This window comes from Arthrobacter sp. R3-55 (genome assembly GCF_054161505.1).
Genome location: NZ_CP096423.1, coordinates 1,271,599 through 1,296,920 on the forward strand (window position 1 = coordinate 1,271,599; position 25,322 = coordinate 1,296,920).

The following is a 25,322-nucleotide window of genomic DNA, read 5'->3' on the forward strand; positions in this document are numbered from 1 at the left end:
GGGGCCCGCTCTGCGCGCTATTCGCTCAATAGAGCACGCAAAGCGGGCCCCGCAACGGGGGTTTTAGCCCGCCTCGGTGATCCGGAACGCCAGCGTCCGCGCTTCCGGGCGCAGCGCGTAGTCCGGCCAGACGTCCGGACCGCATGCCCTGGATCCGAGGCCGTGCTGGGCGGCATCAAGGTACAGGTAGCTGCCCTGGCTTGCCGGCAACTCGTGCGGGTGACCCGCCGCTGAGACTTCCTGCGCAGTGTGCCGGGTGAGCGTAAAACCGGGCAGGCGGCCGCGGGAGTCCGGGACGGCGTCGAGTTTCAGCCACGGGGAACCTGCCTGCTGCAGGTCAAGCGACCGGACAGCACTGCGGTGTCCCGATTCCTGCGGTTTGGCGTACGGCACCGTGAGCTCGTCAATGCCCGCTGAGTACCGTCCCACCAGGGTGGCGTGCATGCTGTCCGGGTACGATTCCCGCGGTCCTGCACCAAACCATGACGCCCCGTCCACGGAGGCCGGCAGCTCGAATCGGACCCCCACGCGAGGCCAGATGATGTCCCAACCTGTGCTGGGAACGATGTCCACCAGGAGGAACAGATCGCCTCCGGACAGCTGCCAGTTTTCCTCGACCGAGACCCACTGGGAAGCGTCGGCAGCGGCGTAGCGGGTCCGGACCACCACCGAGGATTCGCCGGCTGAAACCTTCTCCACCCTGGCGGTGATCCGGTCCAGGCCGGCAGCGCGCCACACCGTTTCCATGGATGGAGCAGGAGTGCCGTTGCCGTTGTTAAGCCACGGGTCGGCCAGGTCATAGCTCCCGCGGCCGGCGCCGGCATCGTTGTCCGTGGGGGCACGCCACAGCTCCAGCCTCGGACCGGACACTGGCAGCCCTGCCAGGGAGATCAACCGGCCCGCCTCAAAGACAGCCGGTCCCAGGGAGAGGGTCCCCTCCGCATCAAGAGCGGCAGGTGCGGAGGATGCCAAGGGACGCGGTAGCCGAAGCGAAGCAGGTGCTTCGGTCATCTCCAGCTGGGCTGCCGAGATGACGTGCCCGGCCTCAGCCCACCCTGTGTCCTTGCGGAGGACAGCCTCCACCGTGAGCCAGTGTTCACCGACTCCCACAGCTGCGAACCCCGGGAGCTCAATGCGAGCGGTGCTGCCCGCAGCAAGCTGGCTGCCTTCCTGTGTGAGGACGTCCAGCTCGCCGGAGTCAACCGGAACGCCGTCGAACTCAGTACGCCAACGCAGGACGACGTCCGAGGCATCTGCCGTGTGCCGCAGGTTGGCGACGGAGACGAACCGGCGGATGCCGCCGTCGGACGCTTCGGTGGAGAAGCCCAACCGCAGGGGAGCGACGATCTGTTTGTACTCGAAGAGACCAGGGCTAGGCGTCGAATCGGAGAGGACCATGCCGTCCATGACGAAGTTGCCGTCGTGGACAACCTCGCCGAAGTCGCCGCCGTAGGCGTAGAACTCCGTGCCATCGGCTGTGGTGGTGCGGATGCCGTGATCACGCCATTCCCACACGAATCCGCCGTGAAGCCGAGGGAAGCGGTCCACCAGGTCCTCATACTGGTCGATGGCCCCCGGCCCGTTGCCCATGGCGTGCACGTACTCGCACAGGATGAACGGTTTACTGCGTTGCCGGGCAGACTCCGCCGCGGAGCAACCCAGCAGGAGCGCCCCGGAATCGTCCCGGCCGATCGCCTCGGTTTCCGGAACGGAAGAGTACATCCGCGAGTAGACGTCCGTGTAGGCGCCCGTGTAGTCACCTTCGTAGTGGACGGGCCTGCCGGCGTCCCGGGCATGCGCCCAGGCGGACATCGCTGCCAGGTTGGCGCCTGTGCCGGACTCATTGCCGAGGGACCACATGATGATGGAGGGGTGGTTCTTGTCCCGCTCCACCGTGCGTTCCATCCGGTCCACGTACGCCTCACGCCACGCGGGATCATCACTGGGGTTGCCCACCCAACCGTGACGTTCAAAACCGTGCGTCTCCAGATCGCATTCAAGGATCACCCAAAATCCCATCTCGTCCGCAATGTCCAGCAAGCGCGGGTGCGGCGGGTAGTGGCTGGTGCGGATCGCGTTGACGTTGAACTGCTTCATCAGGGCAAGGTCGGCCCGGGCAAAGTCCTCATCGAAAACCCTGCCGCGGTCAGGATGGGTTTCATGGCGGTTCACGCCGTGGAACACCACACGCCGTCCGTTCACCAGGAACTGGTCACCCTTGATCTCCACGGTTCGGAAACCCAGTCGAAGCGAAATGGTCTCGCCTTCGCTGTGCACCGTTGCGTTGTAGAGGCGCGGAACCTCAGCGGACCAAGGTTCGACGGCGGTGATCGCCACCGGGGCGACGTCGGCAGGGGAGTCCCAGACGACGTCGACGTCCAGTTCCGGAACCGACAGCCGGACCGGGTAGGCGGCTGTGTCCGCAGTGATCTCCGGGTCGATGATGCCTGAACCGGCGGAGTAGGACGTCTGCAGCCAGAGGTCCTCGATGCCCGTCTTGGGGCGGACTTGGAGTGTGACATCGCGGAAGATGCCGGGCATCCACCACTGGTCCTGGTCCTCAACGTAGCTCGATGCCGACCATTGGTGGACGCGGACCGCAATCACGTTATGCCCGGTACGGAGGGCCTCAGTCACCTCGAATTCCTGCGCCAGGCGGCTGCCGGTCCCTACGCCGATTTCCACGCCGTTGAGCCATACCTTGTAGCGGGATTCCACGCCGTCGAACCGCAACACTGTTTTTTCGTCGAGGGTCCAGGTCTCCGGAACCTCGAAGGAGCGGCGATAGTCACCGGTGGGGTTCTCGTCCGGGACATGCGGCGCATCGGTGGGAAAGGGGAACTGGACGTTGGTGTAGATGGGGCGGCCATAGGTGCCCCCGCCCTCCAACACCCAGTGGGCGGGAACCGGGATCCGGTCCCAGCCGGAGTCGTCCAAGCCTTCCTCGGAGACTCCTTCGACGGCCTCGCCCTGGGGAAGGACGCCCCGGCCGCCGGGTGTGCCGGGCGCACCGGGGAGAAGCCGGAACCGCCACTGGCCATTGAGGGACAGGGTGGGCGCGTCAGTGTGCAGCCAGGAGCGGGCCGGGACCCTGTTGCCGGTGCCCGGGCCGGTATCGGTGATGTATTGGACGTCGGGTGACGGGTTCATTACTTGACGGCTCCTTCTGTCAGCCCACCGCGCCAGAAGCGCTGCAGGACGATCATGGCGATGCTGAGCGGAATGATGGAGAGCAGCACTCCGCCGGTGGTCAGTTCGTAGAATTCAGGCAAACGGTCAACCTGGCTCAACCAGTTGTTCAAGCCCAGCGTGATGGGGTACAGCTCCGAGTCGGACAACATGACCAAGGGCAGGAAGTAGTTGTTCCAAATACCCACCAATTGGAACAGGAACACGGTGACCAAAGCGGGGGTCAGTACCTTGAGCCCGATGGTGTGGAAGATGCGCAGCTCCCCGGCGCCGTCGATCCTGGCTGCTTCGATCAGCGAGGTATCCACTGTGGCTTGGGCATAGATCCTGCAAAGGAAAAGCCCGAAGGGGGAGACCAGCGACGGCAGGAGGACACTCCAGTAGGTGTTGGCCAGGCCCATCTGGCTGAACAGAAGGAAGAGGGGCAGCGCAGTGGCCGTTCCGGGAACCAGCACGCCGCCCAGGATGGTGCCGAAGACCAGGTTGCGGCCCCTGAACTCATACTTGGCCAGCGCGTAGCCTCCAGCGGCAGCAAAGTAGGTGGCCAGGAGTGCGCCGACACCTGCGTAGATTGCCGAGTTCAGGAACCAGCGGCCAAAAATGCCGTTGTCGTAGCTGACCACGCGGCCGATGTTTTCCCACAAGGAGAAAGTCGGCGCGAACCAGAAACCGTTGGTGGAGAAGAGATCGGCGGTGGACTTGGTGGAAGCTACGAAGACCCAGTACACGGGAATCAGGAAATACAAGGCCACCACCACCAAAAGGGAGGTGACAATGATGGTGGAGGACCGTCGTCGTCCGGCTGAACGGTCAGGGCCTGCCGAAGGTTTGCTGCGGACGGCGTTGGAGGCGGGCTTCGTGGCGGTGGCGGTCATGAGGACTTCCTGTTCGTCAGTGCGAGGAAGGCGAAGGACAGGGCAAAGGCGGCCACGGCGATGATGACCGACTGGGCTGCGGCGACGTTGTAGTCGTTGTAGGCAAACGCAGTGGTGTAGGCACTGAGGTTTGGCGTGTACTGGCTGTCGATGGCCGGGGCCACGGTCTTGAGCACCTGTGCCTCCGCGAAGAGCTGCAGGGTACCGATGATGGAGAACACCGTGGTGAGCATGAGTGCCGGACGAATCAGGGGGAGCTGGATGCTCCGGGCAACGCGCCAGGTTGAAGCACCGTCCACCTTGGCTGCTTCATAGAGCTCCACCGGAATGGCTTTAAGCTGCGCCACGATGATCAGCATGTTGTAGCCCGTGTAACTCCAGGTGACGATGTTTGCGATGGACCACAGCACGCTGTTGGCACCAAGGAAATCAGGGGTCAGGCCCACCACTTTGGCGACATCGAACAGCGGGCTGAGGCCGGGGACATAGAGGAAGGACCACAGGATGGTCGCGATGACGCCAGGCACGCCGTAAGGGAGAAAGTACGCTGCGCGGAAGAAGCCCGGCCACTTTGCCGAGGCCGACTCGAGCATGAGGGCCAACGCCGTACACAGGACGATCATGACCGGCACCTGGACAACTCCGAACAGGAGCATCCTGCCGATCGAGGCAACGAAACTGCCATCGGACAGGGCCTGGGCGTAATTGCTGAAACCGGCGAACTCACTGCTCACGCCGGCTTCCCCGAAGAGCCCGCTGCGGGTCACTTTGGTGAAACTGGACATGATGGCCACCACGATGGGCAGCAGGAACGTGAGGACGAAGAGGGCCAGGAATGGTGCCAGCAGCACCCAGGGAGCGCGGGCGGCGGCGCCGTTCCGCTTGCCGGCCTGTTTGTTCTGTTTGCCTGAGAGGCTTGCGGTGGCGGGACGCTGCACGGTGGGTGCGGTGCGGGTAGTCGTCATGCCGTTTCCTTCCGGATGGTGAGGCCCTTGTTCTTGAAGACCGTGATGATCTGCTGCTCAGAAGCGGCGATGGAATCCACCAACGAGGTACCGAACGCCTTCTTGCGGAAACCGTCGCTCAGGATGTTGAAGGACTGCTGGGTTACCGGCCACCAGGACCAGTCCGGGTTCTGCTGCCGGGTAGCGGGAACAAAGACTTCCTCGTTGTAGCGTTGGCCGCCGAAGAACGCAGATGGCTGTTGCCGGTCCGTGCCGATGAAGTCGGGGTTGGGTGACCACCCAATGCCGCTGTTCTTGATCTGGGCGTCGATGCCCTCCTTGGACGTGGTCAGCCACACCGCGAACTCAAGTGCTTCCTTGGGGTGCTTGCTGTTGGCCAGGACCGCAGCCGTGGAACCGCCGAGGTAGCTTGAGCCGAAGCCCGTAGCACCCCAGGTGGGCATGGGGGCAGCGCGCCACTTTCCTTCCGAGCCACTGACGCCCTGGACCAGGGCATCACCCCAGCTGCCGGTGATGGTCGAGGCAATCCCACCCTTGGCCGCTGCCGCAAACCAGCCCGGGGAGAAGGCGCCGTACGCGGTGGTGACGAGGTCGTCGTCGATCGCTTTATCGAAGAAGCGCGCTGTGTTGAGTGTGGCGTCGTCGGTCATGTTGATGACCCAGCCATCCTCCTCCGGGCGCAGCCACTGCGCACCTGCCTGTCCCGCGAATGAGGCGAACGGGGAGGCATCGCTGATGGGGAAGCAGTCCAAGTAGCTGTCCACGGAACGAAGTTCGGCGGCCAACGCAGCCCACTCATCCCAGGTTTTCGGGTTGCTGCCGCCCACCTTGTCCAGGATGGCCGGCTGGTAGAACATGCCCATAGGGCCCGCGTCCTGGGGAATGCCATAGACGCCTCCTGTGTAGGAGACCTGCTTCCACAGGGTGGGGTCGTACAAATGGGCGTGGTCGTTGGCGCCGTAGCGGGCGAGATCCACCAGGCCGTTCACCAGCATGAACTCCGGGATGGACCGGAACTCAACCTGCGCAAGATCAGGCCCGCCCCCGGCTGCCAAGGCCGAGTAGAGCTTCTGGTATCCGCCGGAGTTGCCGCCGGGGATCCACACCACATCCACCTGGATGTTCGAATGCGCAGCGTTCCAGACGTCGGCGACCTTCTGGAAATCCTTGAGCCACGCCCAATAGGTGAGCCGCACGGGCTCGCCGGCGGCGGGGATGGTGGGGGCAGCGTTGACGGACTGCGTCCCTGGGGTAGCGCACCCGGTCAGCAAGCCCATGGCTGCTGTTCCCAGGCCTGCGCCCAGGAGTTGTCTTCGCGTGAATCGGGTCATGAGCCTTCACCTCTTCGTGTCAGGTTGACGATGGCGCGGCATTGGATTCGTGGGTCCCACCGCGGCAAGTGTGACCACGGTAACAGAAAATTCGAGTGGTTACTCGAATTTCATTTTTGATACGTAACACGCATGTACACTGGCTAGCCATGACCACAAAGGACGTGGGCCGCGCAGTGCGGCGAGGCCCCTACGCGAAATCCGAAGAACGGCGCCGAACCATCCTGGACGCCGCCCACGAGGTGTTTGCTGCCCACGGGTACCGTGGTGGATCGTTACAGGATGTTGCTGACAAGGTGGGGCTGAGCCAAACAAGCCTGTTGCACTACTTCCCGTCCAAACGCGATCTCCTGATGGCAGTCCTGGAACGCCGCGATGAAATCACCGGCGATGCTTTCCCTGACGACATGGAAGAGGGCCTGGTTGACTCGGTCATCCGGACGGCGCTCTTCAACGAGAACATTCCGGGCGTGGTTGAGCTGTACATCGTTCTGTGCGCCGAGTCCGTCACCGATTCCCACCCCGGGCGGGTTTACTTCACCGAGCGCTTCGAACGCCTCCGGAAGAGCTATGCGCTGCGCTTTGCCGAGCTGGCCGCCCAGGGCAGGCTCCGGCCCGGAGTTGATCCTGATGAAGCGGCCATGTCCCTGGTTGCCCTCTGGGACGGGCTCCAGACGCAGTGGTTGCTGGCCCCGGACGAGGTAGACGTGGTGAAGGGCCTGCGCGGCTATTTCAACCTGGTGGTCCTCCCCGAACCCTGACCCAACTGCGACTTACTTGGGTCAGCCGCGGAAGGCCCCGATGCCCGTGATGTGTTGGCCAAGGATCAGGGTGTGGACCTCATCTGTACCTTCATAGGTCCGGACGGATTCGAGGTTGTTGGCATGGCGCAGCGGTGAGTAATCCAGGGTTACGCCGTTGCCGCCAAGAATGGTGCGCGCCTCGCGGGCGATCTTGATGGCCTCGCGGACGTTGTTCAACTTGCCGAGGGAAATCTGCTGGGGCTGGAGATGCCCGGCGTCCTTCAAACGGCCCAGGTGGAGAGCCAGCAAGGTGCCCTTCTGGATCTCCACCAGCATGTTCACCAGCTTCTCCTGCGTGAGCTGGTAGCCGGACAGCGGACGGCCGAATTGGAGCCGGGTTCCGGCGTACTCCAATGCGGCTTCGTAGGAGTCGCGTGCCGCACCCATGGCACCCCACGCGATGCCGTAGCGGGCCTCGTTCAGGCACGAGAATGGGCCCCTAAGTCCCATGGCACCAGGGAGGATGGCCTCCGGACCCAGCTCCACGGCGTCGAACGTTACATCGCACTGAACCGAGGCGCGCATGGAGAGCTTCGGCTCGATCGGCGTCGCGGTCACACCGGCAGTTCCCGCGGGAACAAGGAAGCCGCGGATTCCGTCGCCGGTATTGGCCCACACCACCATGACGTCCGCGATCGACGCCAGGCCGATCCATCGTTTGGCGCCATCCAGGACCCAGCCATCCGCCGTCTCACGGGCAAAGGTTCTCATGGACGAGGGATCCGACCCCGCATCCGGTTCCGTCAGGGCGAAGCAACCGATCAGCTCGCCTGCGGCCATCCGCGGCAGCCACTGCTCCTTCTGCGCCTCCGAGCCCCACTTGTGGATTGCGGTCATGGCCAGGGAGCCCTGCACCGAGACGAACGTGCGGATTCCCGAATCGCCCGCCTCCAGTTCCATGGCCGCAAGGCCATATTCGACGGCGGTCCGGCCGGGGCAGCCGTACCCCTCCAAGTGCATGCCCAAGACGCCGAGCTCGCCCAATTCCGGGGCAAGCCCGCGCGGGAAATGAGCGTCCTCGTACCATTGCGCGATCTTCGGGCGGATCCGCTGTGCTGTGAAGTCACGGACCTTCTCGCGGACCGCCAGCTCGTCCGCCGTCAGCAGTGAATCAAGGGCCAGGACGTCGGAGGTGTTCGTCATTGAATCGCTCATTCCAGCATCCTAGGGTGCCGGGCGGCCCGGCAACCATTGCGTGCCGCCGGCCGTCCGGTGCCCCTTCAGTAGTATGGAGGCGGGGGTCGCACACTTCCCCCGTTGCGTTTTTGGTTAACTTGGGGGATTTTGCATGGCACTGCCTGACGTCGATTTAAGGTCCAAGGCGGAAGCCGCACCACCGCGCAGCGGGGCTTCACGGTCCGCCCTTGCCCTTCGCCTGCTGCCGCTGGTTGTCTTGGCAATCCCGGTATGGATGATGCTCGCGGACTGGGCCAAGCAAGGCCTGGACTTCAGCGTCTACTGGTTCGGCGGGAGCATCCTCAACCAGGCCGGGACGTCTCCATCGGATCTTTACGGCCCCAGCGTCGCGTCAGCAGGCGGCCCGCAACTCCCGTTTACGTATCCGCCGTTTGCCGCCTTGGTTTTTGGCTTGCTGGCAAGGTTGCCACAAACTTCGGCTCTGATGGTGTTCAACGTTGCCGGCGTCGCCCTGGCGGCCTGGGTGGCGGTCACGATCGTCCGGTACTGGTCATCCAAGCCTGATCTGCGCAGTGCACTGTCCTCCACAAGGAGCTGCTGGATTGCCGCCGCGCTGTTCCTGGCTGTCCTGTTCCTGGGGCCTTGGCGTGAAACCCTGGCGTTCGGCCAGATCAACATCATCCTCATGGGCTTGATGGTGATCGACCTCCTGGGGGGGGCTGTCCAAGCGAAAGGGCTTCCGGGGCACCGGCCTTCTGGTGGGTATCGCGGCCGGCATCAAGCTGACGCCGTTGGTGTTTGGCCTGTACTTCCTGATGCGCAAGGACTGGCGTGGGCTGGCGAACATGGCCGTGGGCTTCGCGGGCACTGTGTTGCTGGGCTGGTTGCTTCGGCCCGCGGAATCCCTTCAGTTCTGGCTGGAGATCCTTCCCGATACGTCCAGGATCGGCGGGGCCGGTTATGTGGACAACCTCTCGATCAAGGGCGCACTCCTGCACTTCGGGGTCTCCCACGACGCCGTCACCGTGCCCTGGATCGTCCTGAGCCTGGCTACCGTCGTCCTGGCGGCCGTCCTTGTCAGGGCGGCCAGCGCCCAAGGCGCACGGGTCATCGCCATTTCGACGACGGCACTTGCCATGTTGCTCATCAGCCCGGTCTCGTGGTCCCACCACTGGGTATGGATGGCCGTGGTCCTGCCGGCGTTCGCCTGGACCATCAAGGAGACGCCGTCCCGTTTCGCAGCCCAAAGGGTTGTTATGGGCGCCGTGCTGGCTGTGTCGACACTGGTGTTCTTCTTCTCGCCCAAGACCATCGGCACGGCATTGGGCTCCCAGGACCTGAATGTCCAGACTCCCGGTCTGTGGATCATGGCCTCCAGCGCCGGCGTTTTCTGTGCTGTGGCCATCCTGGTGTGCTGGCTTGTGGTGCTGCGGCGCCACTCAGTCCGGATCGAGGACGTTCCGGATGTGCCCACCCGGCTGCGTTTGTGGGCCTCGCGGGGGCACTAAGCCCCCTTCCCGAAGGGGAGCATCGGCATGGCCGGGAGTGCAGAAAGGGCCGGAAACCACGCGATGCGGGTTTCCGGCCCTTTCATGTCGGGGCACTCCGGCAAGAGCAGCCCGGGCAGGAGCAGCCCAGGCAAGAGCAGCTACTCGCCGCGGACTACGCCAACCTCGGCCCGCTCGCCCGTGAAGTAGCCACGGGTTGATGGAGCGAACCGGCACACAATGGCCAGCACTACGCCCAGGGCCAGCAGCAGCACACCGCTGACGAACGCCCCGCCAATGCCAAAGATCTGGGTGTCGCCGTAGGCCGGATCCCACATCTGGACAGCGGAGATGAAGAAGGCCACGGTGAGGGACAGCGCACCCAGGAAGGGCAAAATCCCGCGGAACCACAGGTTGCGGGCAGAATCCCGGAGCGTGGAGCGGAAGAACCACACGCAGGAGAACCCGGTCAGGGCGTAGTAGAACGCGATGAACAAGCTGATGGCGCTGATGGAATCGGACAGCAGGTTTTCACTCAGGAAGCTCATGGCCACGTAGTACACCACGGCAACCGCACCCATGACCTGGGTGGAGAAGCCCGGAGTCATGAAGCGCTCGTGGACCTTGCCGAACCGGGCCGGCAGCGCACCATGGACGCCCATGGACAGTGTTCCGCGGGCGGTGGGCAGGATGGTGGTCTGGGTGGAGGACAGGACCGACGCCAGCACAGCGACGATGATCAGCCAGCCCCAAGGGCCCAGTACTACGTCCTTCATTGCCAGGAAGACGTCGTCCTGGTTGGCCTCGTTGCCAAGGCCGATTCCGTCGGTTCCGATCGTGGCGTACATCATCACCAGCAGGGCTACGGAAACGTAGATTGCCACCAGCACGGAGGCTGAGATGACGGCGCCACGGCCGGGTGTCTTGGTGGGGTTCTCGGTTTCCTCATTAAGCGCAAGGCATGTGTCCCAGCCCCAGTAGATGAACAGCGCCAGCAGGACACCGTGGACCACGGCGCCGGGGTCGGCAAAAGCGCCGGCCGGGTTGAACCATTCGAAGTCGAAGGCCTGTCCTTCAGGGGCGCCACCGGCGATCCGGAAGACGATGGCCACCGCAAAGATGCCCAAGGAGATGTACTGGATGTAGGTCAGGGTGCGCTGGACGTGCTCGCCCAGCCGGATGCCCCGGTGGTTCACATACGTCATGAACAGAATGAACAGCACACCGGTTGCCGTCACCAGCCAGGTGTTGTCGGCCAGGGAACCATCACCGATCAAAAGCCACAAGTACTTGCCGGCAATTTGTGCCAGGTTCGCCAGAACCACTATTCCTGCCAGGGCAACACCCCAGCCGCCAAGCCAACCGGCCCAGGGCCCGAACGCCTTGCGGGCCCAGAAGAACGTGGTGCCGCAGTCCGGCATGGCGCTGTTCAGCTCACGGAAGGCGTAGGCGATGAACAGGACGGGAATGAAGCCGAGGATCAGGATCAGCGGCGTGTAGTTACCGTTGACGGCAACAATGAGCCCCAGGGTAGCCGCCAGCGAATAGACGGGCGCCGTGGATGCCAGGCCCAGCATGACGGAATCGCCAAGGTCTAGGATCCCGGCGTGGAGGCCTTTGGAAGGTACGACGGCGGTACGGTCGCCGCCCGCCGGGCCGCCACCCGGCGTCGAGGTTTCAGTGCTCATAGTGCGGCTCCGTAGGAAGTAGCAGTGGGCGCGATGGGCGCCGGGGCGTCGATGGTATTGGGGACAAAGCGGCAGAAGTAGTCCGTGATGGGGCCGTCCGATTCGCGGATGCCGCAACCAACGGATTCGCCATCCACCACCCAGAGTCCCAGGACGGGGTGGTTGCCATCGAAATCGGGCAGGGAGTGGTACTGCTGGAAGCACCAGCCTTCACGGCCGTAGCCACCGGGCTGTTGGATCTCAATGCCCGGGGCATGGATACGGATGTTGTCGCCCTCACGGCCGTGGAGCGGCTTGGCTACCCATTCCTTGAGGGGACCGGGATCGCCGAGGTAGGCGGGCAACAGGTTCTCGTGGTCCGGGTAGAGATGCCACAAGGCCGCCAGCAGTGCTTTGTTGGACAGCAGCATCTTCCACGCCGGCTCAACCCAGCGTGGATTGTGTGCGCGCTGCAGGAGGCGCTGCCCGAACGGCTCTTTCATCATCAGTTCCCATGGGTACAGCTTGAACATGGTGCTGATCATGAAGTTGTCCAAGTCCACGAACCGGTTCAGGTTGGGGTCCCAACCGATATCGGACATGTTGATGCCGATGGTGGTCCAACCGCCTTGGCTGGCGACGTCCCGCATGTAGGCAGCGGTCATCCAGTCTTCCCCGGATTCCTCTGCCTCCGAGTGGGCAACATGCAGGGTGCTCATGCCGGTGCGGAACTGCAACTTCTTCCACTGCCGGATCAAGGCCTCGTGGATTCCGTTCCATTGATCCTTTTCCGGAAAAACGTCCTGGAGCCAGAACCACTGCGCCACGGAGGCTTCGATCAGCCCGGTAGGGGTATCGGCGTTGTACTCCAGCATTTTGGCCGGACCACCTTTGCCGTCATAGATGAAGTCAAAGCGACCGTAGATATCCATGTCGGCAGCCAACAAGGACTCGCCGGCCAGTTCCAGGGCTTGCTGCCCGATGCCGAGATCGCCCATGGCTCCGGTGGCCAGGTACTTGGCGGCTTCCAAGCACATGATGTGCATGTCTTCCGCGGTCTTCTCGAGGGTCTCCACCTCGTCCTCGGTGAACTCGTAGTACGCCGATTCGTTCCAGTATTCGATTTTGCGGCCATCGGGCATGGTGGTGGTGGAAAAAACCAGGCCCTGCTCTTCGATCTTTTGCTTCCAGTCCGGCCTGGGCTCGGAGGGCAGTCGACGCACGCCTAGCCTCCCGAGCTTCCGCCGCTTTTGGAGCTGCTGCCAAAGCCGCCGCGGCTGACGGTGCCGCCCTTGGTGCTGTAGCCCGTGGAGGACTTTGCTCCTGTTGGGACGTTCTTGGTGTAGCTCGGGTAGGCGGAACGGTTCTGGCCCACCGCAGGCACGCTGGCGCCGCGGGAGTAGAAGTACCACGCGTACACACCCGAGCTTCGGCCCGCCGAGCTGCTGTTGTTGCAATCGTTGTCATCGACGCGCTCGCCGGTTTCCTCATTGAAACAGACCTGGGCGTAGTCGGCTTCCTGCTCGTTGCTGGCCACGATCGCGGTGATGGTTCCAGCCAACAGCGCGGTCACGCCCAGGCCAACCACCACGGTGCGCCGCTGCGAGCGCTTCTTCTTCTTGGCTGCTTCGGCCTCACCGCGTTCGCGTTCCTTGGCGAAGGGATCCACCACGGGAAGGGGCTGGCCGGGCCGGGGGGTTCCACTGGGGGATGCTCCCGCGGGCACCTTCTTGTTCCTGGCCGGCTTGCCCTGCTGCGGGTTGTCCTGGACAGGTGTGAACAGCTCCGGGTGGAGGTCGGGTTTGGGCACCTGCCAGGGCGGGGGCTTGGGCGGGTTGTTGCCCGCTCCGAAGTCGGCGTTGTTGTCCCTGCTGCCGCCGTTGTTGCCGGCTGCGTCAGGGCTGTCTTTTGGGCCCATGTGTATCCCCCTGGATAGACCGTTGGTGTGCCCGGCGCCACGCCGGACCAGAATGCTCAGAGCAAGCCTAGTCCTTGGAAGCCGTGCAGGCACGGCCAAGCGCAGGACTTGGGGAGAACTCCCCATTGTGGGAAGCGTGTAAGGATGGAGCCATGGCGGCACCAACGGCAGAAAACCATGGCGACGACGGCGTGTTGCTGCGGCTCCCGCCGGTGCGTGGCATTGGCCGGACACGGGTGATCTTGGGCCTGGTGCTGGCATTGCTGCTGCCGCCCGCCGTCGAACTTGTTGTGACGGTCCTGAATTTCCGCAACTTTTCCATGATCATGCTGCTGCAACTGGCGGTGGCGGTGGCTGTTGCCGCGATCGGTGGTTTGTGGCCGGCAGTGGTCGCTGCTGTTCTGGGCAGCTTCCTGTTGAACTATTTCTCTGCCGATCCCGTAGGCTCCCTCTCCATTGCCGATCCCACCACGTTGTTCACTTTGGTGGTGTTCCTGGCGGTGGCCTGCGGCGTAGCGCTTGCAGTGGGACTGGCCGGCAGGCGTGCCCAGGAGGCAGCCCGGTCGGAAGCTGAAGCCACTGCGCTGAGCGGGTTGGCCCTGCGGATACTGAGCTCGGATGGAAGCCTGGAAACGTTCCTTGAGAAGGTCCGGGTCAACCTGGGGATGGATGCGGTTACTTTGCTGGGTTCCGCGGCCCCGGGAACACCGTACCCATCCGGTGCTGCTCCTGCATCGCAGGTCCTGGCCAGCGCCGGGCCGAATCCGCCGGTGACCCATGCCGCCGCCGATCATGCCGCCGTCGTCGATCCCCACTACACGCTGTTGCTGCGCGGTGGCCCTTTGTCCCCACAGCGCCAGCGCCTGCTTGCCGCGTTCGGCGCGTTCGTGGTGGCAGTGCGTGAGCGGCAACAGTTGGTGAAGAGCCGCCGGGACAACGTCCGGCTGTCAGAGGGCAACAAGATGCGGACATCCATCCTCCGCGCAGTCTCGCATGATCTTCGGACGCCCTTGGCCGGTATCAAGCTCGCTGTCAGCAGCCTGCGGCAGGAGGACGTGGATTTCCCGCCGGAGGTGGAGCGGGAGTTGTTGGAGACCATCGAGGAATATGCGGACCGGCTGGATCACCTGGTGGACAATCTCCTGGATATGTCCCGGATCACCGCTGATGCGGTCAATCCGCTGCTTACCGGCATCGTGTGGGCCGAGGTGTTGCCGCAGGCGCTCCGGGGTGTTCCGGCAGGGCTTCTCCGCAACGAGCTTCCGCCCAATCTTCCGCCGGTGCAGGCCGATGCCGGCATGCTGGAACGGGTAGTGGCCAACATCGTGGAGAACGCGGTGAAGTACGCACCGGACTCCGATGTTGTCCTGACGGCCCGGGCCGGTGCTGGAATCACCTTGGGGGACCGGCCGGCCGGTGAACTGCGGATTGTGGATCACGGCAGGGGAGTGGGACGGGAAGAAGTCCTCACCATGTTCCAGCCGTTCCAGCGCTTTGGTGATTCACCGGCACCCGGAAACAGTACCGGAGGTGGAATCGGCCTGGGACTGGCTGTCGCCAAGGGCTTCTGTGAGGCCATGGGCGGCCGGCTCGACGCTGAGCCCACACCCGGTGGCGGCTTGACCATGGTGGTCACGCTGCCACTGTGGACCGGTGGTCCGCAATGACCCTGGTGCTGATTGTCGAGGACGAGGCCCGGATTGCCCGCGCCATGCAGATCACCCTCCAGGCCCATGGCTACCAGGCGTTGTCCGTGGGCAACGGCGCCGATGCCCTGCAGGCCGCAGCCAACCAGCCGGTGGAGATCGTGGTGTTGGACCTTGGGCTGCCGGACATGGACGGCGTGGAGATCATCCGCCGCATCCGCGGGTGGAGCAGCATGCCCATCATCGTGCTTTCTGCCCGGCACGCCTCGGAAGACAAAGTGGAAGCGCTCGACGCCGGTGCGGACGACTACGTGACGAAACCTTTTGGTTTGGATGAGCTGCTTGCCCGGCTTCGGGTCGCCTCACGCCGTGTCGTCACCGGCCATGAGGAACCAACAGTTGCCACGTCCGATTTCATGGTGGACCTGGCCGGAAAGAAAATCGTGAAGGACGGTACGGAAGTCCGGCTGACGCCCACGGAATGGAACATCCTGGAACTGTTGGTCCGCAACAAAGGCAAGCTGGTGAGCCAGCAGCAGATCCTGACCCAGGTGTGGGGGCAGGCCTACGCCAAGGAGACCCAGTACCTGCGCGTGTATATCGCGCAGCTGCGCCGGAAGCTGGAGCGGGATCCGGCAGAGCCGCGGCACCTGCGCACGGAGGCAGGCATGGGCTACCGTTTTGATCCTTAATCCTCGGAAGGGACCAACCCTTGGCAGGACCGTCCGTAGACTGTTGCCATGAACACCGCATCCCTCCTTGCCGTCTGCCGTGTCCACCAATTGCTGCCTGATTCCGGCAACGTGGGAGTCACGGCCATGGACAAGCGTCCGGTGGATGGCCCTGTCAAGGTTCATAAGCTCGGGCTGCACGGGGACGTGCAGGCAAACCGGGTGGATCACGGCGGAGAAGACCAAGCGCTGTACGCGTATTCGCAGGCCGATGCGGACTTCTGGGCAGCTGAGCTGCACCGGGAAGTGCCGGCGGGACTCTTCGGTGAGAACCTACGGGTGTCCGGCATCGACACCACGGGCGCGGTGATCGGTGAACGCTGGAAGATCGGCCTGGACGTGGAGGTTGAGGTTACGTCTCCGCGTGTGCCCTGCGCTACTTTCCAGCGGGTCCTTGAAGAGCCGCAGTGGGTCAAGCGGTTCACGCAGGCAGGCCGGGTGGGCACCTACCTCCGCGTCATCAGGACAGGGACCATCACCGCCGGGGACCATATCCACCGCACATTCGTTCCCAAGCACGGCATCACCGTGGGCCAGTGGTTCAGCGAGCCGACCCCTGAACTGGTGCAGATCCTGCTGGACGCCGAGGCTGACGGGGAGATCCGGTTGCAGGAGGACTACCACCCGGTCTTTGAAAAAGTACTCCGGAGGAACGGGCTCTAGCCATCCCGGGGAGCCACGCATCCGCTGTGTGAACAAGCTCACCCGTACTTCGCGGACTTCCGAGTCGCGGTGATGGGCCTCTGTGCCCTACACTTGAAACATCCCCCACTCCGGAAATCCCTTTATCCTGCCCAATTCTTGAGGCAGGACTGGTAAGTGTTGGGGCCCGCAATTGTGTGCGGGCATTTTCATAGGGAGAGCCGGCTAAAGAAAACGCTGTACAGACTGCTGGGATAGCAGCCAAGAGATGCAGCGGGAAGTCCTGCCATGGGATTGCGATAGCGCCGGACTTCTTGCGAAAGCAGGGCACTTTGCCTGTTTTCGCGACGAGTACTGCGGCCAAGCCCAACCGGGCCGCGCCGACTGCCCTATGGATGAGGAATTTCCCCCTATGACCGAAAATCTCAACGAAAACTTCGACGCCGAGACCACTGAATCCGCTGTTGCAGCCGAGGCCACTGAGCCCGCTGTTGCAGCCGAGACCACCGCTCCTGCCGAAGCTGAAGCACCGGCTGCTGCCGCTGCCCCCGTCGAGAATGCTGCACCTGAGTCCGCAGCCCCCACCTTCACCGAAGCTGCTGCCCCCAGGGCAGAAGCAACCGAGCCTGCTGCCCCCAAGGCAGAAGACGAGGAAGAAGAAGGCGTCCGCTTCGTAGATCTTGGCATCGATGGCCGCGTTCTGGCCGCCCTGCAGGATGTTGGCTACGAGAAGCCTTCACCCATCCAGGCAGCCACCATTCCGCTGCTCCTGGAAGGCCGCGACGTCGTCGGCCTCGCCCAGACCGGTACCGGCAAGACCGCAGCTTTCGCTGTTCCTGCCCTGTCCCGCCTGGCTGAACTCCACGACCTCAACGGACCTTCACGCAAGACCCAGGCACTGGTCCTGGCCCCGACGCGTGAACTCGCCCTCCAGGTTGCCGAGGCTTTCACTTCCTACGCCAAGCACATTGACGACTTCACCGTCCTCCCGGTCTACGGTGGCTCGGCTTATGGCCCGCAGCTCGCCGGCCTGCGCCGCGGTGCACAGGTTGTTGTCGGTACCCCGGGCCGTGTGATCGACCACATCGCCAAGGGCTCGCTGGACCTTTCCGAACTCCAGTACCTGGTGCTGGACGAAGCTGACGAGATGCTGCGCATGGGCTTTGCCGATGACGTTGAGCAGATCTTCCAGCAGACTCCGGAGAGCCGCCAGGTTGCCCTGTTCTCTGCCACCATGCCGGGCCAGATCCGCCGCATGTCCAAGCAGTACCTGAACAACCCTGCTGAAATCTCCGTGAAGTCCAAGACCACCACGGGTGCCAACACCAAGCAGCGTTACCTCCAGGTCATGGGCCCGCACAAGCTGGACGCACTGACCCGCATCCTCGAGGTTGAAGAGTTCGACGGCGTTATCGCCTTCGTGCGCACCAAGATGGCTACCGAGGACCTCGCCGACAAGCTGAAGTCGCGCGGTTTCCAGGCTGCCGCCATCAACGGCGACATCCCGCAGCAGCAGCGCGAGCGCACTGTTGACGCGCTGAAGGAAGGCCGCATCGACATCCTCGTGGCCACCGACGTCGCTGCCCGTGGTCTTGACGTTGAGCGCATCAGCCACGTCATCAACTACGACATCCCGCACGACACCGAGTCCTACGTGCACCGCATCGGCCGCACCGGCCGTGCAGGCCGTTCCGGTGACGCCATCCTCTTCATGACGCCGCGCGAGAAGTACCTGCTGCGTTCCATCGAGAAGGCAACCCGCCAGCCGGTGGAGCAGATGCACCTCCCGACTGCCGAGACCGTCAACACGCTGCGCCTTGGCAAGTTCGCCGAGCGCATCACCGAGACCCTCGCGTCCGAGGATGTTGCAGCGTTCCGCGACCTCATCTCCTCCTACGAGGAAGAGCACAACGTTCCCGCAGCAGAGATCGCTGCCGCACTCGCTGTCATGGCGCAGGGTGGACAGCCGTTGCTGGTCAAGGAACTGCCTGCAGCTCCCGAGTACCAGAAGCGTGAGCGCTCCAAGGACGGCTTCGGCTCCCGTGGACCGACCCGCGCACTGACCGAGGGCAACGCCACCTACCGGATCGCCGTCGGACGCCGCCAGCGCGTCATGCCGGGTTCCATCGTTGGCGCCATTGCCAACGAAGGCGGCATTTCCTCCGCACAGATCGGCGGGATCGACATCCGCTCGGACCACTCCCTGGTGGAGCTCCCGGCGGACCTCAGCCCCGAGCAGTTGCGCGCACTGTCCCGCACCCGCATCGGTGGCGAGCTGATCCACCTCGAACTGGACAACGGACGCAAGCCCAGCGGCGACCGTGGCAGCTACCAGGGTGGCGGCGGACGTGGCGGCTACGGCGACCGCGAGAACCGCGGTGGCGGCAATTTCAAGGGCAGCGGCGGCTTCAAGAAGGACTTCCGCAAGTCCGAAGGCGGCGAGCGTACCTCCGCTGACCGTGGTGGCCGCTCCTACAGCGACCGCTCAGAGCGCACCGCAGGCAGCTTCGGCGACCGCGACCGCGGCCAGGCCAGTGGTTCCCGCTTCGGTGGTCACGGTGACGGCGCCCGCAAGCCCCGCAGTGGCGGCGAAGGCGGACACCGCGATTTCAACCGCAAGGGCAAGTGGTAAACACTTCCTTGGTGATCATCACTGAGTAGTTCCCGTCAGGGGGTCGGCTTTGGAGCCGGCCCCCTGAGGCGTTTAACGCACTATTCCGGCTCTTGTTCGCTGTCCGCGCCGTTCTGCGATGGGGACAGCGAACAACGCCGGGTTCCCTGTGACAGTGCTCCGCCGTACGATCGAGTCAAGGCTGAACACAAGCAGAACGCAGGAGGGTGCTCCATGGGATTGCTGGACAACGTGAAGAAGAACCTTGGCTTTGGCGGCAAGCAGTCAGGTGAGACGGACCACAGGGAGCACGCTGCGCCCGTTGCCCCCGTTACCCCCGTTGCCCCCGAAACGGCAGGAGAGGATGCAGCAGCCCAAACGGCCGTGACCCAAGCCGCCGAGGACGCTGCCGCCGTCGCGGTTTCAACCGCTGGCCGGGACGCTGCGGAGGCTGCGGCAGCCCAAGCTGCTGAACAGCAGGCGGCAGCGAACGCCGCAGCGGCCAGGAGGCGCGTCAGGAGGGCTTGGAACCCGAGGCCCCGGAAGTCCAGCCGCAGGCGCAGGAAGCAGCCGCAGAAGCCGCAGCAGGGGCCGGACAGCAGGGGCCGGTGGCTCCACGCGTCACGGAGGTGGTGGTGGAGCAGGGAGACACCATGAGCGGGATCGCCGCGCAGTTCGGGGTGGATCTCGGAGCTCTGATTGCCACCAACGCCGACACCGTTCCCAATCCGGACCGGATCTACCCGGGGCAGGTGCTGCGGCTGCCCTGACTGGATCAATCGACGAGCCGGCGGCGGGTGCAGCGGCATTACCAAAGGCGCGGAAAATAGATCAACAAAACCTCGTCTTCGCAAATTGTGTCGGCGTCGATTTTCCGCGTTTTTTCGCCGATTTGTAGCTTCTGAAAACGTCCGGTAGAGTATTTACTCGTTGCCCCCCTAGCTCAGTGGTAGAGCGCGTTCTTGGTAAGAACGAGGTCACCGGATCGATTCCGGTGGGGGGCTCTGAATGAGGGCCTGTGTCAAGGCGGTTTTGACCGGCTTGACACAGGTTTTTCTCATTCGTGGCGGTGTAGCTCAGTTGGTTAGAGCGCACGACTCATAATCGTGAGGTCGGGAGATCGAGCCTCCCCACCGCTACAGAGCAAGACCCCGCAGCTTTCGCCTGCGGGGTCTTTTTTCGTTCAGTGGGACAGAATGGGTCCATGAGCCGAATCGCAATCATTGGCGGCCACGGGAAAGTGGCCCTGCATCTGTCCCGCATTCTCAGTGATGAAGGTCACGACGTCACCTCGTTTATTCGAAATCCCGATCATGTGGCGGATGTCACGGAGACCGGAGCCTCCGCGGCGGTCCTGGACGTTGAGAACTCGACGACGGCGGAACTCGTCGAGGCGCTCAGGGGCCATGACGCGGTGGTGTGGTCCGCCGGCGCCGGGGGAGGCGATCCTGCCAGGACCTATGCCGTGGATCGTGACGCAGCCATCCGCTCAATGGACGCTGCAGCCGAGGCCGACGTCAAGCGCTACGTGATGGTCTCCTACATCGGCGCAGCCAAGGACCACGGAGTCCCTGCGGACAACCCGTTCTTTGCCTACGCGGAAGCTAAAGCGGCCGCGGATGACTACCTGCGCGGCACGGCCCTGGACTGGACTGTCCTGGGTCCGGGTACCCTCACCAACGAGCCCGCCACGGGTTTGATCCAGACTTCGCCGGAGAATCCCGGCAATGGCACGGAAACGTCGCGGGCGAACGTTGCCTTGGTCACGGCGGCGGTCCTGGAACTGCCGGGTACCATCCACAGGACCATTGCGTTCAAGGATGGAACCGTAGATGTTGTGGACGCACTCACCGAGGACTGATGCGCGCTCCCTCCCGGGGGTAGGCCTGCTCGCCGGGATATGTTGGTAGGGAACTTTTTCGGCTTGGCCTGGGGAAGTGCCGCACAACCTCAGGGGAAGCAGGAAAATGGATCAGTTGGCGCTCATTGTCGGGTTGCTGCTTGCAACGGTGGTGGCAGTGGGCCTGGGGGACAAGCTGAGGCTTCCCTACCCGGTCCTGATGCTGCTCCTGGCGGTTGCCCTGACGTTCATTCCGGGCTTTCCCGAGTTTGAGATCTCGCCTGAACTGATCTTGCCGATCTTCCTTCCACCCTTGCTGTTCGCCACGGCGCAGAAGAGTTCCTGGGCAGTGTTCCGCGTACGCTGGCGCACGCTGCTGCTGATGGCCGTGGCCCTGGTGGTGGTCTCCACTGCCGTGGTGGCCGGTGCTGCCTGGCTCATGATCCCGGGCATCGGTATCCCCGCTGCCATTGCGCTGGGTGCCATGGTGGCACCTCCGGACCCTGTGGCCGTGGAGTCCGTGGCCGGCCGGGTCCACATGCCCCGCCGGCTTATCACGGTCCTCCAGAGCGAAGGACTCTTCAACGACGCCGCAGCGATCGTGATCTTCCAAGCGGCGGTGGCTGCCACCATGTCCGGCAAGGACGTGGGTCCGGAAGTCATTCCGCAGTTTGTCATCGGGGCAGCGCTGGCGGTCTTGATCGGCATCGCGATGGGATGGCTGACCAAGTTCATCACCCAACTGGTGACCTCCATGGTTGCCCGCAGTGCTGTCACCTTGGTGGTTCCTTTCGCCGCCTACATCCTCGCCGAAGAGCTGCACGCCTCCGGTGTGGTGGCCGTCGTCGTGACTGCCCTGGAACTCCAGCGCCATACGCGGCCGCAGGACGCGGCCGAGCGCATCACCCGCACTGCCTTCTGGGATGTGGTGGAATTGCTGGCCACCGGGCTGGCCTTTGGCTTGGTGGGGCTGGAAATCCGCCACGTCATCCGTGATGAAGGAACTGCCATCTTCGGGATGATCGGCATGGCCGTGGTGATCTGCATCCTGGTCTTTGTGGTGCGCTTCCTCTGGCTGGGACTCCTTGCCCTCACCGCACGCAAGCGCAGGAACCTGCTGCAACCTACTTCGCCCAAGGAAGTGCTGATCCTGACCTGGTGCGGCATGCGTGGCCTGGCTACCCTCGCCCTCGCCCTGGCCCTCCCCATGACCTTGCCGGACGGCAGCGAGTTCCCGGCCCGCCACGAGATCCTGGTCATTGCCTGCGCGGTTCTCCTGGCCACCTTGGTCCTGCCCGGCCTGACGCTTCCCTGGCTCATGCGCGTGCTGCACGCAACCGAGGACGGATCACATGAACAGGACGCTGCCAAGGTTTTGGCCAAGCGGGCGCAATCGGCCGCTGTTGCAGCCTTGAAGGAACACGACCTCATGAAGGAACTCCCCGCCGAGAAGGTGGCCCTTGTGAAGGAGAAGATGCGGCGTCTCCATGCGGAGTTGTTGGATGGCACGCTGCAGAATGAATCCGTTGCCGAGAAGCGCAAGCGTGGGCGGGAACTGTCCATCGCCGTGCAGACCATTGCCCTGGACGCCGCCCGCCAGGAAGTGGTGGCTGCCCGCAACGAGCCAGGAACCGATCCCGAGGTGGCAGACCGCGTCCTCCGGCAACTGGACCTGCGAACGATGTCGATGCCGGACTAAGGCAACGCCGGGAGATCTATGCCGGACCGGCGGCGGCCATCTGATGTGAGGCAGAAGCCGGATACAAATCCAACGCATGCTCTTCGACGTAGTCCAATGCATGGCGGATGGCGCCGAGGGACACGATGCCGTCTCCCAAGGTGGAGGTTGCCAGCCGTGGGGGAGTGAAGGTGAAGTCCGGTATCTGCTGTTCCATCGCCGGGATCAGGGAACCGGCAGATGCTGCGACGGCTCCGGCAATAACCACCAGCTCAGGGTTGACCAAGGTGCTGATGGAACCAACAACCCGGGCCATCCGGTGCGCCATGCGGTCCAGGACACCGCCGGCTGCTTCGTCGCCGTCCGCTGCTGCCCTGAACACCATCTCCGCGGTCAAGGTTTGGGGATCATCGCCGCAGAGGGCCCGCATCTTTGTTTCCGCGCCGGCAACCAGGGCTTCCCTGCCCCACAGCGCTGCATAGTGGGCGATGCCGTAGGTGTCACCGACGCCATCCACGGTGTCCAGAAATCCCAGCTCGCCGAAGCCGCCCACATGCCCGTGGAGCAGCCGGCCGGATTCGAGGATGCCGGATCCCAAGCGGTCTCCTGCCAGCATCACCACAAGGTTGTCGACTCCTTGCGCGGTGCCTTGCCACCGTTCTGCCAAGGCGGCGAGGTTTGCATCATTTTCCAGGAGTACATGCCAGCCATGGCGCTCGGAGACTATCCGGCGGACGTCGAATGACTTCCAGAATTCCTGTGCTCTGAGGACCTCGCCCTCCCGGCTCACCGGGGCAGCAACGCCAACGGACACGGCAAGAACTGAGTCTGCAGTTACGCCGGCCTTCTCCAAGGCATCCGCGGCAATCCGGTCCAACACGTCCGCGCGTTCATTGGCCGGAACGTTGTAGGTGCGGAACGGCGTCGTGACCCTGGACAGTGGCGTTCCGGCCATGTCGGCCACGATCGCAGTGATCTTGGTGGCGCCGATGTCGATCCCGATCACACTGGCCGCACTGTCGTCAAAAGCGAAACGGCGGGCAGGCCTGCCCTTGACGTAGTCACCGGCTCCTCGTTGGTTCTCCAATTCCTGGAGCCAGCCGAGCCGGACGAGTTCGTCGCAGATGGAAATGACGGTGGCGCGGGAGAGTCCGGTGGCAGCCATCAGCTCGGTTCCGGTGAGTATTCCCGCGCCGCGCATGGCCTTGAGCATTGCCGTGGCGTTGACCCTTCGAACCAATTGCGTCGACGGTGCGGTCCCGGTCTGCATTCGAAAGCTCCCACTTCTTCTGCCGCCATCGGAATGATAGAGCGGTCTCTCTAAATTTAGTACATAAATTTAAATGTCGACGCATTTGGGCGAACGCTTGACCCTGTGGCGCCCATCACTCACCATGGTTACCGATAGGACGTAAATTTAGCTCCTATCTAAACTTCGGGCGGCGAGGCGCATCATCCGCCGTCCGATGCACATGCGGCCACTGAGGCCCGCGAAACGAAAGGGCAACGGTGTCTGTGAAAATGACACACAGGAAACGCTTCGCAGCAATGGGGTTGGGTTTGGCGCTGCTCGCAGGCCTCCTCTCAGGCTGCGCCGAAGATTCAGGCTCGGGACAAACGGGCAAGGAAACCATCCGCTTCACGTTCAGCAAACGGGAAGCCATTGGTTTCATGACCAAACTGGTCGCCGACTACAACGTTTCGCAGGACCATACCGAGGTGGTCCTGGACACTTCCGGCGTCGACGTCGTGTCCGCGAGTTTCGTTCGCGGCAATCCGCCGGACATTGCCCTTGCCAACTACAACATGGAGACTTCGCGATTCGTCCAGCGCGGCGCGTTGAGCGATCTGTCCGGTACGGAGGCGTCCTCCCGCATCCGTGAAGACCTCAAACCGCTCATGGAACAGTACGGTTCCTATCCCGGCCGGACCAGTGCCCTGCCGTACTCGGTCATGGCGTCCTCGGTGATCTACAACAAGGACATCTTCGCGGCCAACAACATCAAGGTGCCCACCACCTGGAGCGAATTGATCGCGGCCTGCGAGAAGCTGAAAGCCGCGGGTGTTACGCCGTTTTATGCCACGTGGAAGGATGACTGGACCATCGCCCAGGGGTGGTTTGACTACTCTGTGGGTGGCCAAGTGGACACTCTTGACTTCTTCAAGAAGCTTGCGGCCCAGGGCGTGGACGTGGGGCCGGAGTCCTCGACGTCGTTCCGGAAGGACTTTGACCAGCCTGTGCAGAAGATGTTGACGCTGGCCAGGAGCTACGTCAACAAGGACGCTGCAAGCCGGGCGTACGGCGATGGCAACCTGGCTTTCTCGCAGGGCAAGGCTGCCATGTACCTGCAGGGCCCGTGGGCGTTCAGCGAGATCGCCAAGACCGCACCCGATCTCAAACTCGGTACCTTTCCGCTGCCGATGACCGAGGACCCCGCTGACTTGCGGGTTCGCGTGAATGTGGACCTCGCGGCGTGGATTCCGGAGGCTTCCAAGCACAAAGACGCTGCGCGGGAGTTCCTGGAGTACCTCTACCAGCCGGAAGTCATTGAGGCCTACAACAAATCCCAGTTGGGTTTCACCCCTACCAAGGACTCCGCAGTGGTTCCCGATCCCCGGATCGAGGGGATGGTGCAGTACTACGAGGACGCCAAGGTCTATCAGGGTCCTTCCGTGCTGGTTCCCCGCACCATCCCGATCATGAACTACACCCAAGCACTCGTGTTCGGCGCAAATCCGGCATCCACCCTCAGCACACTCGACGCAGATTGGGCGCGCCTGGCGTTCCGCCAGTAGTGCAGA

At 63.5% G+C, this 25,322-nt stretch carries 19 protein-coding genes, 2 tRNA genes and 1 pseudogene; 13 read left to right on the plus strand and 9 right to left on the minus strand.

Features of this window, described 5'->3' with window-relative positions; all coding sequences use genetic code 11:
• Positions 1 to 63 precede the first annotated feature (63 nt).
• Genes M1D51_RS05960 through M1D51_RS05975 form a run of 4 tightly spaced genes read right to left on the minus strand, consistent with a single transcriptional unit; the run spans position 64 to position 6,360 of the window.
• The gene (locus M1D51_RS05960; protein WP_458108914.1) at positions 64 to 3,150 is read right to left on the minus strand and encodes a glycoside hydrolase family 2 TIM barrel-domain containing protein; all 3,087 of its coding nucleotides are present in this window, start codon (positions 3,148 to 3,150) and stop codon (positions 64 to 66) included.
• Positions 3,150 to 4,064 carry a carbohydrate ABC transporter permease gene (locus tag M1D51_RS05965; protein WP_458108915.1) on the minus strand — a complete coding sequence of 305 codons (915 nt, stop codon included), beginning with the start codon at positions 4,062 to 4,064 and terminating at the stop codon, positions 3,150 to 3,152. The genes M1D51_RS05960 and M1D51_RS05965 overlap by 1 nt, the downstream gene beginning before the upstream one ends.
• A complete protein-coding gene (locus M1D51_RS05970) occupies positions 4,061 to 5,029 on the minus strand; it encodes a carbohydrate ABC transporter permease (protein ID WP_458108916.1) in 969 nt (322 codons plus the stop codon). Before M1D51_RS05970 ends, M1D51_RS05965 begins: the two co-directional genes overlap by 4 nt.
• Positions 5,026 to 6,360, minus strand: coding sequence for an ABC transporter substrate-binding protein (locus M1D51_RS05975; RefSeq protein WP_458108917.1), 1,335 nt, complete (start codon positions 6,358 to 6,360; stop codon positions 5,026 to 5,028). Before M1D51_RS05975 ends, M1D51_RS05970 begins: the two co-directional genes overlap by 4 nt.
• Positions 6,361 to 6,509: 149 nt before the next feature.
• Between M1D51_RS05975 and M1D51_RS05980 the strand changes: the two genes are divergently transcribed.
• Complete coding sequence (locus tag M1D51_RS05980) at positions 6,510 to 7,121, plus strand: TetR/AcrR family transcriptional regulator (protein WP_458108918.1); 612 nt, start codon at positions 6,510 to 6,512, stop codon at positions 7,119 to 7,121.
• A 21-nt stretch (positions 7,122 to 7,142) separates the two neighbouring features.
• On the opposite strand, the gene M1D51_RS05985 is transcribed toward M1D51_RS05980, so the two are convergent.
• A complete protein-coding gene (locus M1D51_RS05985) occupies positions 7,143 to 8,318 on the minus strand; it encodes an acyl-CoA dehydrogenase family protein (RefSeq protein WP_458108919.1) in 1,176 nt (391 codons plus the stop codon).
• 259 nt (positions 8,319 to 8,577) lie between these two features.
• On the opposite strand from M1D51_RS05985, the pseudogene M1D51_RS05990 reads away from it, so the two are divergent.
• Both M1D51_RS05990 and M1D51_RS05995 read left to right on the plus strand, forming a co-directional pair.
• Positions 8,578 to 8,961: pseudogene (locus M1D51_RS05990) on the plus strand (glycosyltransferase 87 family protein); the annotation flags it as partial.
• A 97-nt stretch (positions 8,962 to 9,058) separates the two neighbouring features.
• Positions 9,059 to 9,808: a glycosyltransferase 87 family protein gene (locus tag M1D51_RS05995; protein ID WP_458108920.1), complete on the plus strand. Its 750-nt coding sequence runs from the start codon at positions 9,059 to 9,061 to the stop codon at positions 9,806 to 9,808.
• Positions 9,809 to 9,948: 140 nt separating this feature from the next.
• Here M1D51_RS05995 and M1D51_RS06000 read toward each other — a convergent pair whose 3' ends face one another.
• From M1D51_RS06000 to M1D51_RS06010, 3 genes are read right to left on the minus strand one after another with little or no spacing between them, the layout of a single operon-like run.
• The gene (locus M1D51_RS06000; RefSeq protein ID WP_458108921.1) at positions 9,949 to 11,475 is read right to left on the minus strand and encodes an APC family permease; all 1,527 of its coding nucleotides are present in this window, start codon (positions 11,473 to 11,475) and stop codon (positions 9,949 to 9,951) included.
• The gene (locus tag M1D51_RS06005) at positions 11,472 to 12,677 is read right to left on the minus strand and encodes a glutathionylspermidine synthase family protein (protein WP_172326099.1); all 1,206 of its coding nucleotides are present in this window, start codon (positions 12,675 to 12,677) and stop codon (positions 11,472 to 11,474) included. Before M1D51_RS06005 ends, M1D51_RS06000 begins: the two co-directional genes overlap by 4 nt.
• Positions 12,678 to 12,679: 2 nt before the next feature.
• A complete protein-coding gene (locus M1D51_RS06010) occupies positions 12,680 to 13,372 on the minus strand; it encodes a Tat pathway signal protein (RefSeq protein ID WP_458108922.1) in 693 nt (230 codons plus the stop codon).
• A 152-nt stretch (positions 13,373 to 13,524) separates the two neighbouring features.
• On the opposite strand from M1D51_RS06010, the gene M1D51_RS06015 reads away from it, so the two are divergent.
• From M1D51_RS06015 to M1D51_RS06055, 9 genes are all read left to right on the plus strand, one after another.
• Positions 13,525 to 15,039, plus strand: coding sequence for a sensor histidine kinase (locus M1D51_RS06015; protein WP_458108923.1), 1,515 nt, complete (start codon positions 13,525 to 13,527; stop codon positions 15,037 to 15,039).
• Positions 15,036 to 15,710: a response regulator gene (locus M1D51_RS06020; RefSeq protein WP_458109550.1), complete on the plus strand. Its 675-nt coding sequence runs from the start codon at positions 15,036 to 15,038 to the stop codon at positions 15,708 to 15,710. The genes M1D51_RS06015 and M1D51_RS06020 overlap by 4 nt, the downstream gene beginning before the upstream one ends.
• 48 nt (positions 15,711 to 15,758) lie before the next feature.
• Positions 15,759 to 16,412, plus strand: a complete 654-nt coding sequence (locus tag M1D51_RS06025; protein ID WP_458108924.1) for an MOSC domain-containing protein — start codon at positions 15,759 to 15,761, stop codon at positions 16,410 to 16,412.
• A gap of 391 nt (positions 16,413 to 16,803) precedes the next feature.
• Positions 16,804 to 19,023 (plus strand): DEAD/DEAH box helicase, encoded by a 2,220-nt coding sequence (locus M1D51_RS06030; protein ID WP_458108925.1) that lies wholly within the window; start codon positions 16,804 to 16,806, stop codon positions 19,021 to 19,023.
• Positions 19,024 to 19,526: 503 nt separating this feature from the next.
• Positions 19,527 to 19,772 carry a LysM peptidoglycan-binding domain-containing protein gene (locus M1D51_RS06035; protein ID WP_458108926.1) on the plus strand — a complete coding sequence of 82 codons (246 nt, stop codon included), beginning with the start codon at positions 19,527 to 19,529 and terminating at the stop codon, positions 19,770 to 19,772.
• A 162-nt stretch (positions 19,773 to 19,934) separates the two neighbouring features.
• Positions 19,935 to 20,006: transfer RNA gene (locus M1D51_RS06040), tRNA-Thr, on the plus strand.
• Positions 20,007 to 20,067: 61 nt separating this feature from the next.
• A tRNA-Met gene (locus M1D51_RS06045) sits at positions 20,068 to 20,141 on the plus strand.
• A 65-nt stretch (positions 20,142 to 20,206) separates the two neighbouring features.
• A complete protein-coding gene (locus tag M1D51_RS06050; protein ID WP_458108927.1) occupies positions 20,207 to 20,863 on the plus strand; it encodes an NAD(P)-dependent oxidoreductase in 657 nt (218 codons plus the stop codon).
• 106 nt (positions 20,864 to 20,969) lie between these two features.
• Positions 20,970 to 22,541, plus strand: coding sequence for a Na+/H+ antiporter (locus tag M1D51_RS06055; protein ID WP_172322820.1), 1,572 nt, complete (start codon positions 20,970 to 20,972; stop codon positions 22,539 to 22,541).
• A gap of 16 nt (positions 22,542 to 22,557) precedes the next feature.
• Here M1D51_RS06055 and M1D51_RS06060 read toward each other — a convergent pair whose 3' ends face one another.
• On the minus strand, positions 22,558 to 23,790 hold the full coding sequence (locus tag M1D51_RS06060; protein WP_458108928.1) for an ROK family protein: 1,233 nt from the start codon (positions 23,788 to 23,790) through the stop codon (positions 22,558 to 22,560).
• Positions 23,791 to 24,041: 251 nt separating this feature from the next.
• On the opposite strand from M1D51_RS06060, the gene M1D51_RS06065 reads away from it, so the two are divergent.
• Positions 24,042 to 25,316: an ABC transporter substrate-binding protein gene (locus M1D51_RS06065; protein WP_458108929.1), complete on the plus strand. Its 1,275-nt coding sequence runs from the start codon at positions 24,042 to 24,044 to the stop codon at positions 25,314 to 25,316.
• The last annotated feature ends 6 nt before the right edge of the window (positions 25,317 to 25,322 follow it).